Here is a 12,497-nt window from a genome sequence, read left to right on the forward strand (position 1 = left end):
GCGTAAAGCGTCGTCGAAAACGCGAAGACGTGCGCCGATTTTCGCGACACACGTCTTCAAACTCAGAAAAATTGGGCAGTTGTTGCCAGCATGTACGCCCAATAAAGTTAGGCGGGACCTCCTAAAGAGGTACCGGAATTGAAGAAGTCATGTACTTCTTTTCCTATCGCTAAGCCCAAGGGGACCCCGCCAATATTGTCGGCAGCATTGCGCGGCAGTCCGTCAAAGCGCCAATGCACGCCTAAAAAGATACGGCTAACGGAATTCTCCCAAATCGGGCGGGCAAAATTGCTGAAGCTTATTGGAACCTTTTGACGAACAGAGCTATTGGAATCAAAAGCAATGCCGTCCAACTCATCAGACACAAAGGTGAAGCTTTCACTCGCTTCAACTGGCCCTGCACCATTTTCTTCAGCCATAACATCGGCAGTTGTTAAAGGGTTTGCGGATGGGTTTAATGCCAGCCGTAGCGACTGGAACAATGCCGCGCCAAATGTCGCGTGTCCGGATGGATAAGCTGGAAAAGGCGGGGTAAATGTGGACCTGCCAGTCACATTGGTTTGTGGTGCGCCCAAAGGCGACCAAAACGGATCGCCATAAGGTGCTGCCTCCGCCCTGATACCGACAACAGGACGCCATAAATCATAAAGATATTTATAATGCCATGCATCAATCCCGGCATCGGCCATTGCAACATTCAGTTGTGCAAATATCTCGGCTGTGCGGGCGACGCTGAGCGATTTATTCAAAACAATCTTTCGGGCAATTTGGTTATACAATCGGGGAGGAACGCCCAAGTTCATAACTCCATCATAGGCCCAGTAGACCCCCATGCGTTCCTGCTCGGCGGTTCTGCTACGACGCTCTGCCGCGCCATATTGCATGACTTCATCATAGTCGGCTTTATAACCGGGGTCAGTCAGTAAGTTTGCCAATCCCTGCCCTGGATATGGATCCAAGGGCTTGTGTGCATTACCCGTAAATCGGGTCACATTGCCCCACGCCAGACCAAGCCTGGGTTGACCAGGCATGAACGGGTCAGCGCGATGTTGGCCGTAAACAGGCGAAACCACTTGTGGCGGCGTCAACATAACGTCTGATCCGTCATTTACCCGCGCGGCCAGCAACGCATTGGCGATCTCTTCACCATAGTTGAACCGGGCATTGTTGCCACCATCATAGCTGTCATCGACAAAATCCGCATAACGTGGATACATTGCCTTCAACGTTGTCACGGCCGCACCCGCCACAACATCATCTAAAGCGCCAGCAGGCGGCGCAGCGACGGTATGCGGAATGCCTTTCTTGTTCAGATAGGCAGCACCGGGAATGCCATTTTTAAAAGCAATGGCATCGTGAATGGCGAGATGGACAATCGCCATCGCCCGCGATGTGCGAATCGGCCCGGGTTGCTGGCTATTTGCATAACCACGGGTAAAGTCACGGCGTGAACATTCAAGTAATACGCCATTCCAGAAAAGAACAATATTCATGATATTCTCCAAAGCGGGATCGGCAACATAGCCACGCGCCCGCATATCACGCGTCGCGACCCGTGATTTCAGTGAATAAATTTCAATTATTTTCTGTATATTCTATCGCTTCAACGTATCTATTTTGAACAGCGATGACATCTTATTACATGTAGCTTCTTACATTTCATTGGACGTATTTATCATCAACGAAATGTTAACGACATTTTACCGATAAATTTGCATTATTCACCGCGAAATACTTCGAAATGCGCTAGAACACCGGTTCTATTCCAGTAATCTTGGCGGGACGGTGCGGTTGATCACTTCGCGCAGCGCAAATGCTGTTTCAATACGTGCGACCCGAGGTAAGCGGGCGATTTCCTGGCGGTGGATTATTTCATAATCCTCGATCGATGCCGCCCGCACAACCAGAAGATAATCGTTACGGCCGCTCATAAGGTGACAGCGGATGATCGAAGGGCTTTCGGCCACCGCCGCTTCAAACGCACCCATTGCTTCCTCGCTTTGGCTATCCAGCGTGATGGTGACCATCACCGTCGCGCCCATGCCCAACTTGCGTAGATTCACATCTGCGCGATATCCCCGCAAGATGCCCGCATCTTCCAAAGCCTTTTGCCGCCGTGCCGCCGCACTTGGCGACAGCCCTGCCGCGTCCCCCAACTCCTGCTGGGTCGCCCGGCCATTTGCGACCAAAGCGCGGAGTAATTTGCGGTCGGCGCGATCAAGTTGCATATCATCTTCATCCTATTAAATTTTAGCGCAGAATATATGCGTCATATAACACATCCTGTCGAATCTTTGCGGATTAACCGCAGAAGTACAGTGCTATTTCTCCAGCACAGAGACTCAATTCAGGAGAAGAGAAATGCGTGTCGGCGTTCCCAGCGAGATCAAGGTTCACGAATATCGGGTCGGCCTCACCCCCGGTGCGGTGCGCGAATATGTTGCCCGTGGCCATCAGGTTGTCGTCCAATCGGGTGCAGGCGCTGGCATTATGGCAACGGATGACGCCTATCGCGCCGCGGGTGCCGAGATAGCCAGCACGGCTGCCGAAATCTTCGCAGGGTGCGATATGATCGTAAAGGTTAAGGAACCTCAGCCTTCGGAATGGGTGCAGCTTCGCCCAGACCAACTTCTTTTCACCTATCTCCACCTCGCACCCGATCCTGAACAAGCAAAGGGCCTGATCGCCAGCGGCTGCACAGCCATCGCCTATGAAACCGTGACCGACGACAAGGGCACCCTGCCGTTGCTCGCACCGATGAGCGAAGTTGCAGGCCGCCTCGCTATCGAAGCCGCTGGCGAAGCGATGCGGCGCAGCGAAGGCGGTGCAGGCATCCTGTTGGGCGGCGTTCCCGGAGTGCCCGCAGGCCGCGTCTGTGTGATCGGTGGCGGCGTTGTTGGCACCCATGCGGCGCGTATGGCCGTCGGCCTTGGCGCGGAAGTCACCATTGTAGACCGTTCCATCCCCCGCCTGCGCGAACTGGACGAACTATTCCAGGGCCGCGTCCGCACACGCTATTCAACGCTGGAAACCATTGACCATGAAATCAGCATTGCCGATGCGGTTGTCGGCGCGGTCTTGATCCCCGGTGCCAGCGCACCGAAACTCGTCACTCGTGCCATGTTGAAACATATGAAGCCGGGCTCGGTCCTCGTCGACGTTGCCATCGACCAAGGCGGTTGCTTTGAAACATCAAAGGCCACCACCCATGCAGAGCCTACCTATGTTGTCGACGGCATCATCCATTATTGCGTCGCCAACATGCCCGGCGCCGTGCCGCAAACCAGCGCTGCGGCATTGAATAACGCTACTTTGCCCTATGGCCTTGCGCTGGCCGACAAGGGTGTGGGCGCGCTGCACGCCTTGTCCGAAACCGGGCGCGGCCTGCTCGCGGGGCTCAATGTCCACAAGGGCAAGGTGACCAGCAAAGCCGTTGCCGACAGCCTCAATCTGGAATTTGTCGCACCGGAAACCGCGCTGGCCGCGTGACTCCGGCGCGCCTTGGTGCTAACCGGCGCGGCATGGGCAAAGAGGGGCGGATTACAGCGCATCAGATCGCAGCGATGCTGGGGGTATCACAACCCACAGTGTCGCGCGCGCTGCGTGGCGACAAAAAAGTCAACGAAGACACCCGCGCGCGGATCGTGGCCTTGGCGAAGGAACTCAATTATTCGGTTGACCACAATGCCCTGCGCCTCCGCACGCAGCAGACCTTTTCCATCGCCCTTGTCATCCTGTGTCGCCGGGGGGAGAATAAGGCGAACATCAACCCCTTCTACCTCTCGCTGCTCGGCTGTATCGCCGCATCGGCGTCGGAGCGTGGTTATAATCTGATTGTCTCTTTTCAGGATTCTCCCGCCAATTTCTTCGCCAATTATACGGGCAGCCGCCAGTCCGACGGCCTGATCGTCATCGGCAGCGGGCAAAATGTCGAAGGCTGGCAATATTTCGGAGAATATGCCCGGCATAACACGCCCATGATCTGCTGGGGCGCGAGCAAGGAAGATCTTGTTTCCATCAAAAGCGACAATGTGATGGGCACAAGGCTTGCCATCGACCACTTGCGCGCAAAGGGATGCCGCAACATCGCATATATTGGCCCGATGAATAGCGAACAGCCGCAATTTCAGGACCGGATCAACACCTATAAGGATCTCACGCACGAACATGACCTGCCCATCATTTGCCCCACCCTGCCGGAAAATGCGGTGCGGGAGGACCAGGGTTATGCCGCAGTCAAAGCGCTGCTGCGCGACAAGACCAGCTTTGACGGCCTGTTCTGCGCCAACGACTTCATAGCACTTGGTGCTCTGCGCGCGCTGGATGAAGCGGGCATAGCTGTCGGCAAGGATGTCTGCGTCATCGGCTTCGACGGCATAGCCACCGGCGCATATGCCCAGCCACCTCTAACCACCATCGAGCAGGATTACTACAAGGCAGGTGAAATGCTTGTCGAAGCGCTTATCGCGCTATTAAAGGGTGCCACACCAGATACAACGCCGGTACCTGTCCGGTTGTTGTTGCGGGAGAGTGCTTGAGGGGTTAGCGCAAAATATATTGGTGGACAGGGCTGGATTCGAACCAGCGTACGGAAAACCGGGCAGATTTACAGTCTGCTGCCTTTAACCACTCGGCCACCTGTCCACGTCTTTAGCGGGTCTTAATGCATAAACATAAGGGCCGGTTCCGCTAAGGAAGCAGCCCAATGGCGAAACGGTACTTGCCTGTCAATGCCTCAAGTGGGAAAGGGACTGCAATCAACGCATTTTCTTTTGGATTGAACGCAAATCATGTCTTCTCATAAAAGCCATCGCCGCCGTGGCGCAGCTCCCACCAGTGGCAATCCGAAATTTTACGGCCGTCACGCTGTTTATGCCGCGCTGGACAATCCCGAAAGGCGACTGATCAAGCTTTGGGGAACGCGTGAGGAAATTGACAAGATCGTCATTCCCGATGGTTTATCCGTACAGTTTGCTGAGGTCGCAGACCTTGCCCGTTTCGTGCCCAAAGATGCCCCGCATCAGGGACTGGTGCTTGAGGTGGCGCCGCTTGAGGATGTATGGCTTACCGACATACTTGCGGTGGATGAGGGCGATACGCGGCCATTATTGATTCTGGATCAGGTTACCGACCCGCATAATGTGGGTGCAATATTCCGCACGGCCGCGGCATTCAACGCCGTCGCTGTGGTGACGCAGGATCGTCATGCCCCACCCGAATCCGGTGCATTGGCCAAGGCGGCATCGGGCGGAATTGAAATCACCCCTTGGGTGCGGGTCGTTAATCTGGCGCGGGCGCTCGAAGAAATTGCCGAAGCCGGTTTTTGGCGCATTGGCCTGTCCGGCCATGCAACTGCTACTCTGGATCAGGCATTGACGCCGGGCCGCAATGCGCTGGTCCTAGGCGCGGAAGGCGATGGTATGCGCCACAATATCGAGGAGCATTGCGACCAACTGGCAAAGCTGCCAATCAGCGAACAGATGGAATCGCTTAATGTATCCAATGCCGCAGCCATAGCGCTATATGCGGCAACGGTGAGGCGGGGATAGAAGCGAAGGGGAATCGCGATGCAAAAAAGGCTGGTCACGACATGGGCAAAGTTAGCGGTCGCTTCGCTTGCCTGTTTTTCATTGTGCGGATGCCTTATCCTACCCGGAGAATTTGAGTCTGCGATGACGGTCCGCAAAAATGGTGATTTCAGCTTCACGTATAAAGGGCAGATCCAACTGGTCGGCCTCGCCAATCTGCTAAACAGCGATTTTCTCGGCAAGGAAGGCAAAGCCGAGTTCAAGGCCATGTGCTGGAACGATAAGATCGAACCGGTGGTAGAGAATAGCGAGACGTTGGAACTTGAACTTAAGCAAGACGATGTCGTTGCGGTCGGTGGTCCGATTTTTAGTGCGGTTCCGGCGTCGAACTGGCGCGCGAATCTGCTGGGCTTTCAGGACGAGCAGAACCCTACCGAAGAAGAAATAAACGCCGCTGCGGCAGACGCGGCCGCCGCAGCAGCCGAAGCCGCTGGAGCGGCCGCAGCCAATGCTGATTCATGGAACAGCAACGAACGCGAATGTACGCCTGACGAAATCAAGCAGCAAAAGGCAGCGTGGGACACCGAACAGGCAGAAAAGAAAAAGCGCGACGAACAAGGCCGCAAAATGGCCGAAATGATGCTGGGCGGAATCGACCCGGAAAATCCCGAAACCATCAAACGCTTTACCCGCGAAGTGGAGCGCTTGTCCGCCTGGCACAAGGTCGAACATATCGGCAAGGGGGTGTTCATGGTGGACTATGGCACCAGTGGAAAGCTGGCCGATGATTATGCCTTCCCTGTCATTCCGCGTTATGCCCTTGGCGAACCGATGATCCATATCACCCGATGGGATAATGGCAGACTTCGCGTGGAGGCGCCTGCTTTCCGGTCCGATCCTGAAATGTCGCTAAGCTCCCTAATAGGCATGGGTAGCATGGCTGCCGGATTTCTTGGAAAAAGCGGGACAGAAAAAATGCCTGCCGAACCCATTGCGATAAAGGGAAGCTTTACATTGACAACCGATGCAAAAATCCTCGCCAATAATAGCGAGGACGGCCCCGAAGATGCGGCTGGAATGCAAATATTGCGCTGGGACATTGGTCCTGCATTATATGGTGCGCCAATGGCGCTTTTGAAGTTGGTCGGATAATGGGTATTTCCGCAACCGGGCTGAAAAGCGCACTTGACGCGCTGGCCTTGATCGAGCCGCGCTTTGCCGATGCGATAACGGCGACAGGATATCCCGATGCGCGTATTCGGGACCCTGGCTACACAACATTGCTAAGCACCATCGTAGGCCAGCAGGTTAGCGTCGCCGCGGCGGCATCTGTCTGGAACAAGCTCGAGACTTTGCTGGGTGAAGGATGTGCCCCGGACAAATTGATCGAGCAGGATTTTGATGCCTTGCGCGCATGCGGACTTAGCCGACAAAAACAAGGCTATGCCCGTTCGCTGGCCGAATTGGTTGTGTCGGGAGAACTTCCGCTCGATGCTTTGCCGCTGGATGACGAAGAAGCCATCACCTATCTCACCAAGGTTAAAGGTATTGGCCGATGGTCCGCTGAAATCTATCTGCTGTTCGCCGAGGGCCGCGTCGACATCTGGCCGGCAGGTGATCTTGCTGTTCAAGAAGGTGTTGGACGCCTGCTAAAGCTGGATGCCCGCCCGTCGGAAAAAGAAGTGCGTCTGATCGCCGAAAAATGGCGCCCCCATCGCGGAGCGGCGGCGATTTTTACATGGCATATCTACGCCAAAGGTTTTCAGGTCATCTAGGCCGTGATCCTAAGGTTTCAAACCGGGGTTCAGTTTCATCATTTCTAATATAAAACTTTTCGGTTTTTTGAAGAATTTGCTTTTTCTGTTGATGTTCAGGCCAAGCAAAGCTGCCGCCTCCATGGCGAAATGCACGCAATTGCGGCTGTTCAGATTGTAGCTTTTGCCCGGCATGTTCCGCCATTTGTCTACGAATGTGATGAGCTTGGCATATTCAGAATCCGACAGGCGCAGCGAAAAATGCCGGTTGCTGCTGGCGATATACTTATCGCCTTTGGTTTCGATCATGCCTTTGACCGACCCCATCAATATGGCGGGCGAAACGCTGACTGCGGTAAAGCCATAATTGGTATCGACCCTTTCCCCCGTGGAATCCACCTTACCTTCCAATTTGACGAATGCATGCGGGAAATGATCGCCAAAATCGTGGCTGTAGAAAGTCGCTACGACCTCGGCATAGGCCGAGCCCGAACTTAGGCATGCGCACAGAGCAGCAAATAGCGTAAAATACCGAAACATTTGGACTCCTTGGTTGGTGCCGATTTATCCAGCCTTGTTGATAGTCGCAAGAAACAGTTGACGTTCACGTCAAATTGATGTGGCTGACACTTATGTAAACGGGAGAGTCGCCAAAATGGCTGAAAAACAAAAAAGCATGTTTGTAACCGGTGCTGCATCCGGTCTTGGTCGCGAAGTCGCGCGATATTTCGCCAATGTGGGGTGGTTCATTGGCCTTGCCGATGTCGACACTGCGGGACTTGCCGAAACTGCAAAAATGCTGCCACCCGGCATGTCATCAGTACACAAGCTTGACGTCACTGACCGGGCGCAATGGAAAAAGGCGGTGGCCGAATTTGGCAAACATACCGGCGGCCAAATGACCGTGTTGTTTAACAATGCAGGAATTGGAACGGGCGGGCCGATACAGGAAATGACCGACGAAGACATTGACAGGATGATCGCCATCAACCTGACCGGCGTCATAAGCGGCACACGCGCTTGCTTTGAATTTTTGAAAAACACACCCGATTCCTGCGTGCTTTACACCAGTTCGGCGGCGGGCATTTATGGGTCGGCGGGGCTGAGTGTCTATAGCGCTACAAAATTCGCCGTGCGCGGTCTTGCCGAGGCCCATGACATTGAATGGCGCAAATTAGGCATCAAATCCCGCAGCTTGATGCCCGGCTTCATTGACACCAACATCATCGGCGCCGTTGACGCAGGCAGCAATATGACCGGCAAAGAAAAGCTGCAGTCCGTGGGCATCGAAGTCAGCCCTGTTTCGGTCATCGGCCCTGCTGCCTGGAATGCCATTCATGGCGAACAGGTACATACAACCGTAAACAAGATGGCCAAACAGCTCGCATTTTCAGCAAGGTGGTTTCCAAACCGCCTCCGCAAATCCCTTGGATTGATGGAAGGGTTGGGAAATATAGTGCAGGCTAAGCCGTCATAGCATCGATGGCATTCGCCATTTCGACATCGCGTTGAGATAAGCCGCCGGCATCATGGGTCGTCAGGTGAATTTCAACGCGATTATAAACATTGAACCATTCAGGGTGATGATCAGCCTTTTCGGCCAAAATGGCGATGCGTGTCATAAAGCCGAAAGCCTGGGCGAAATCCTCAAATTTCAGCGTGCGTCGGATACCACCGGAGTCACTATCATATGTCCATTTCGGCAAATGGTTCAGCGCCGTCGCCCTATCTTCATCGTTCAACTTTGACACCGCCATATATATTTCCCGATTTTGCAATTCACCAAAATCATGCCTATGTCGCCGCATGACTGCACGTCAAGCCTATGCCCCTTTTATACGGCTCGAAAATGTCGCGATAAACCGCGGTAACCGGAGGGTATTGTCAGGCATGATGTTGGATGCAAATGCCGGTGACCTTATTTGGGTTAGAGGTGCAAATGGGTGCGGAAAGTCGACATTATTGCGAACAATTGCCGGATTGCTCGACATCACGTCGGGCCGGGCGGAGGTCGAGGGACGGGTAGCGCTGTCTGATGAGAATCTCGCGCTTGAACCCAATATGACCGTCGGCCATGCGCTTAAATTCTGGGCTGATCTGGACGGCGGGACGCCTGCCGATTGTGACTCGGCGCTTTCAGAAATGGATTTGCTTTCTCTTTGCGATGTTCCGGTGCGCTATCTGTCGACAGGGCAAAAAAAGCGGGCAGGTCTGGCACGGGTGTTGTCATCAAATGCTGCAATCTGGTTGCTGGATGAACCCTATAATGGCCTTGATAGTGCCAGCAGCGCGCATTTGGATCGTGCCATTTTAAGGCATTTGGCGGCCGGTGGCCTAACCCTTCTCGCCGCGCACCAATCCCCGTCGATCAACATCACGCAAAGCCTGTTGCTGGACAGTTCAGGCCAGATGGCATGAGGCATTTTCTGACCCTTGTCAGACGGGAAATCCGTTTGGCCTTGACGGGCGGTGGCATCTGGTTGCCCGTTATTTTCTATTTGGCGGTTGCAACGCTTTTCCCCTTTGTCACGGGTCCGGACAAGATGTTGCTTGCTCGCACCGGCGGCGGTATTTTGTGGATTGCGGCTTTGCTTTCAACGATATTGCCTATCGAACGTCTCATTTTGCCAGACCGCCAATCGGGCATGCTTGACCAATTGGCTATTCGTGGCTGGTCCGAAGAAGTGGTCGCTACTGTCAAGATCGTCGGTCAATTGGTCGCTTTTGCCATGCCCCTTTTGCTGGCGTCCATCATTGCATCGGCGTTGATAGGGCTGCCGGAAACAAAAGTTTTGACCCTGCTCACCGGCCTTGCCATTGCGATGCCAGCGCTGTCGGGACTTTCTGTGACCATCTCCGCACTGACTGCGGGTCTTAACGGGGCGAGCGCACTGGGTGGCCTTTTACTTGTCCCGCTTGCCGTTCCGATTCTGATATTTGGTGCCGGAACATTGTCGGATACCCCCGGAAACGCCATGCAATTGCTTGCAGCCACATCAATTGTTATTGCCGTCCTATCACCTTTCGCCGCAGGGGCTGCGTTGCGCGCTGGGCGAAGTTAGGGTCAGGGCCGTCGTCATTGCGATGACGGCACCGCCAGTTTTTGGGCATATCCGCTGGCGACCATAGCTTCAACCATATCGAAAAGCCGATCGGGATATTGGGCTCTAAGAATCGGGATGTTCGCCTCCATTCCCTCGGCGATGACAATTTCCCGCTTCTTTTCGGCAACTGCGGTCCAGATCATATTGGCCACCACGGCCGGATCTATACCATTATCAATAGCCGCGTCGCTGCTACCTCGCACAGAACCGTCTGCGTTCAGTGCATTGCGCGAAACATTGGTGCGAACCGAGCCGGGTGCCACAACAAGCACCCCGACCCCCTGCCCTGCAATTTCACTTCTCAGCGCGTCGCTATAACCGACCAGTCCATGTTTCGCCGCGCAATACGCAGTACGTAACGGAACGCCTGCTTTTCCGGCAACGCTCGATATCATCACAAGCTGACCCGATCCACGCTCCAGCATATGCCGCAGCACCGCCTGCGTAAGCGCAATCGGCGCCAGCAGGTCGACCGCGATGATCCGGTCGTAAACCGAAAAATCCGTATCGATTGCCAAAGACCGTTGCGAAATGCCCGCATTATTCACCAAGACATCGATAGCGCCGCGAAACGCCACGGCCGCCTCCACCATTTTGGGCAATTTATCAAAATCCAACGTGTCGAATGGCAAGATGTGACACCTGTCAGGTGCACCGGACTCGCTTGCAACACGTTCCAGCTCAGGCAGATTCCGGCCCGATAAAATTGCCGAACCACCATCAGCGACAAAGGCTTTGACCAAAGCCTCCCCAATGCCAGAAGAGGCGCCGGTGACCCATGCTGTTTTTTCGTGCTGGTTCGTCATTTCCATTCTCCCAAATCTGTCGTTCGGGATGACAGTTGCTTGTCCCCTGTCAAGGAAAACTCGCTTGCACTTTGCCCGCGCCGGCACCACATATGGCGGATGCTCATAGAAACCGAACTGACACCCAACCCTGCCACCATTAAATTTCTGCCCGGGCAGATCGTGATGGAAAATGGCACTCGTGATTTTGCCGACCCCGAAGAGGCGTCTGCATCGCCGCTGGCGGAGGCGCTTTTCGGACTGGGTGACGTGACCGGGGTATTTTTCGGGCGCGAATTTATTTCGGTAACGGCCGCACCGGGTGTTGAATGGGCAGTTTTGAAACCGGATGTTCTTGGCATATTGCTTGACCATTTCAGCGCCAACATGCCTTTATTTCATGCACCTGCCGCTGGTTTTTCGGTTCCGTCCGCGCAAGCAGACTATCCACTTGATGACCCGGCAGATGAAGATATTGTTGTCCAGATCAAGGAACTTATCGAAACCCGTGTCCGACCTGCGGTCGCCAATGATGGCGGTGACATCGTATATCGCGGATTTCAGAAAGGTGTTGTCTTCCTTCAAATGCAGGGCGCCTGTTCGGGCTGCCCTTCATCTTCGGCTACTCTGAAAAATGGCATTGAACAGCTTTTGAAACATTATGTGCCAGAAGTAACTGAAGTACGCGCCGCCTGATTTTGCCGAAATATGGAAAGCATCCTGAAATAATGACAGCCCCTTTGAACAATGCCGCTTTGGACCAGTTATTTAGTAAAGCGCGAACCTATAACGGCTATTTGGACAAGGCGGTCAGCAAGGATCAATTGACCGCTATTTGGGACTTGATGAAATTTGGTCCAACCTCAGCCAACTGCCTTCCTGCCCGCATTGTCTGGTGTGTCAGTCAAGAGGCGAAGGAAAAACTTGCGGCCCTGTCGGTGCCAGCCAATGGCGAGAAAATCTTAAAAGCACCCGTTTCCGTTATCATCGGTATGGACATGGAATTCTATGAACAATTACCTGAATTATTCCCGCATACCGATGCCCGCAGTTGGTTTGTTGGCAATGATGACTTGATCGCAAAAACCGCATTCCGCAATTCAAGCCTGCAAGGGGGCTATTTCATAATGGCGGCGCGTGCTCTCGGCCTTGATACTGGCCCGATGTCGGGTTTCAACAATGACGCGGTTGATGAGGCCTTTTTTGCCGACAGTCAGGTTAAGTCCAATTTCATATCGACGCTGGGCTATGGCGACCCTGCCAGCATATTTGAACGCAGCCCGCGGCCGGAATTTGATCGTTTCAATAAAATCGCCTGATTGGTCT

At 54.1% G+C, this 12,497-nt stretch carries 15 protein-coding genes and 1 tRNA gene; 10 read left to right on the forward strand and 6 right to left on the reverse strand.

Annotated features, from left to right (window positions below; translation table 11 throughout):
• Positions 1 to 107: 107 nt before the first annotated feature.
• Both EUU23_RS04915 and EUU23_RS04920 read right to left on the reverse strand, forming a co-directional pair.
• Positions 108 to 1,493: a vanadium-dependent haloperoxidase gene (locus EUU23_RS04915; protein WP_160352958.1), complete on the reverse strand. Its 1,386-nt coding sequence runs from the start codon at positions 1,491 to 1,493 to the stop codon at positions 108 to 110.
• Between the two features lie 267 nt (positions 1,494 to 1,760).
• On the reverse strand, positions 1,761 to 2,228 hold the full coding sequence (locus EUU23_RS04920) for an Lrp/AsnC family transcriptional regulator (protein WP_160352959.1): 468 nt from the start codon (positions 2,226 to 2,228) through the stop codon (positions 1,761 to 1,763).
• A 133-nt stretch (positions 2,229 to 2,361) separates the two neighbouring features.
• On the opposite strand from EUU23_RS04920, the gene ald reads away from it, so the two are divergent.
• Positions 2,362 to 3,489 carry an alanine dehydrogenase gene (gene ald, locus EUU23_RS04925; protein WP_160352960.1) on the forward strand — a complete coding sequence of 376 codons (1,128 nt, stop codon included), beginning with the start codon at positions 2,362 to 2,364 and terminating at the stop codon, positions 3,487 to 3,489.
• Positions 3,486 to 4,538, forward strand: a complete 1,053-nt coding sequence (locus tag EUU23_RS04930) for a substrate-binding domain-containing protein (protein WP_160352961.1) — start codon at positions 3,486 to 3,488, stop codon at positions 4,536 to 4,538. The genes ald and EUU23_RS04930 overlap by 4 nt, the downstream gene beginning before the upstream one ends.
• 20 nt (positions 4,539 to 4,558) lie before the next feature.
• Here EUU23_RS04930 and EUU23_RS04935 read toward each other — a convergent pair.
• Positions 4,559 to 4,644: transfer RNA gene (locus EUU23_RS04935), tRNA-Tyr, on the reverse strand.
• A gap of 146 nt (positions 4,645 to 4,790) precedes the next feature.
• Between EUU23_RS04935 and rlmB the strand changes: the two genes are divergently transcribed.
• Genes rlmB through EUU23_RS04950 form a run of 3 tightly spaced genes read left to right on the forward strand, consistent with a single transcriptional unit; the run spans position 4,791 to position 7,303 of the window.
• Entirely contained in the window at positions 4,791 to 5,549 is a 759-nt protein-coding gene (rlmB, locus tag EUU23_RS04940; protein ID WP_160352962.1) for a 23S rRNA (guanosine(2251)-2'-O)-methyltransferase RlmB, read from the forward strand.
• An 18-nt stretch (positions 5,550 to 5,567) separates the two neighbouring features.
• Positions 5,568 to 6,680: a hypothetical protein gene (locus tag EUU23_RS04945; protein ID WP_160352963.1), complete on the forward strand. Its 1,113-nt coding sequence runs from the start codon at positions 5,568 to 5,570 to the stop codon at positions 6,678 to 6,680.
• Positions 6,680 to 7,303: a DNA-3-methyladenine glycosylase family protein gene (locus tag EUU23_RS04950; RefSeq protein WP_160352964.1), complete on the forward strand. Its 624-nt coding sequence runs from the start codon at positions 6,680 to 6,682 to the stop codon at positions 7,301 to 7,303. The genes EUU23_RS04945 and EUU23_RS04950 overlap by 1 nt, the downstream gene beginning before the upstream one ends.
• Before the next feature lie 9 nt (positions 7,304 to 7,312).
• On the opposite strand, the gene EUU23_RS04955 is transcribed toward EUU23_RS04950, so the two are convergent.
• On the reverse strand, positions 7,313 to 7,822 hold the full coding sequence (locus EUU23_RS04955) for a hypothetical protein (protein WP_160352965.1): 510 nt from the start codon (positions 7,820 to 7,822) through the stop codon (positions 7,313 to 7,315).
• A 115-nt stretch (positions 7,823 to 7,937) separates the two neighbouring features.
• Here EUU23_RS04955 and EUU23_RS04960 point away from each other — a divergent pair, with 115 nt between their 5' ends.
• Positions 7,938 to 8,759 carry an SDR family oxidoreductase gene (locus EUU23_RS04960; protein ID WP_160352966.1) on the forward strand — a complete coding sequence of 274 codons (822 nt, stop codon included), beginning with the start codon at positions 7,938 to 7,940 and terminating at the stop codon, positions 8,757 to 8,759.
• On the opposite strand, the gene EUU23_RS04965 is transcribed toward EUU23_RS04960, so the two are convergent.
• Positions 8,746 to 9,039, reverse strand: coding sequence for a 4a-hydroxytetrahydrobiopterin dehydratase (locus EUU23_RS04965; RefSeq protein ID WP_160352967.1), 294 nt, complete (start codon positions 9,037 to 9,039; stop codon positions 8,746 to 8,748). The genes EUU23_RS04960 and EUU23_RS04965 overlap by 14 nt on opposite strands.
• 49 nt (positions 9,040 to 9,088) lie before the next feature.
• Between EUU23_RS04965 and ccmA the strand changes: the two genes are divergently transcribed.
• Both ccmA and EUU23_RS04975 read left to right on the forward strand, forming a co-directional pair.
• Entirely contained in the window at positions 9,089 to 9,700 is a 612-nt protein-coding gene (ccmA, locus tag EUU23_RS04970) for a heme ABC exporter ATP-binding protein CcmA (protein ID WP_160352968.1), read from the forward strand.
• A complete protein-coding gene (locus EUU23_RS04975) occupies positions 9,697 to 10,344 on the forward strand; it encodes a heme exporter protein CcmB (protein WP_160352969.1) in 648 nt (215 codons plus the stop codon). The genes ccmA and EUU23_RS04975 overlap by 4 nt, the downstream gene beginning before the upstream one ends.
• A 14-nt stretch (positions 10,345 to 10,358) precedes the next feature.
• Here the strand turns inward: EUU23_RS04975 and EUU23_RS04980 are convergent, their stop codons facing one another.
• A complete protein-coding gene (locus tag EUU23_RS04980) occupies positions 10,359 to 11,192 on the reverse strand; it encodes an SDR family NAD(P)-dependent oxidoreductase (protein ID WP_160352970.1) in 834 nt (277 codons plus the stop codon).
• A gap of 99 nt (positions 11,193 to 11,291) precedes the next feature.
• On the opposite strand from EUU23_RS04980, the gene EUU23_RS04985 reads away from it, so the two are divergent.
• Together EUU23_RS04985 and EUU23_RS04990 are read left to right on the forward strand one after the other, a co-directional pair.
• The gene (locus tag EUU23_RS04985; protein WP_160352971.1) at positions 11,292 to 11,867 is read left to right on the forward strand and encodes a NifU family protein; all 576 of its coding nucleotides are present in this window, start codon (positions 11,292 to 11,294) and stop codon (positions 11,865 to 11,867) included.
• Positions 11,868 to 11,899: 32 nt separating this feature from the next.
• Positions 11,900 to 12,490 carry a malonic semialdehyde reductase gene (locus tag EUU23_RS04990; protein ID WP_160352972.1) on the forward strand — a complete coding sequence of 197 codons (591 nt, stop codon included), beginning with the start codon at positions 11,900 to 11,902 and terminating at the stop codon, positions 12,488 to 12,490.
• Positions 12,491 to 12,497 lie beyond the last annotated feature (7 nt).

This window comes from Sphingorhabdus profundilacus, assembly GCF_009769755.1.
GTDB classification, from domain to species: domain Bacteria; phylum Pseudomonadota; class Alphaproteobacteria; order Sphingomonadales; family Sphingomonadaceae; genus Sphingorhabdus_B; species Sphingorhabdus_B profundilacus.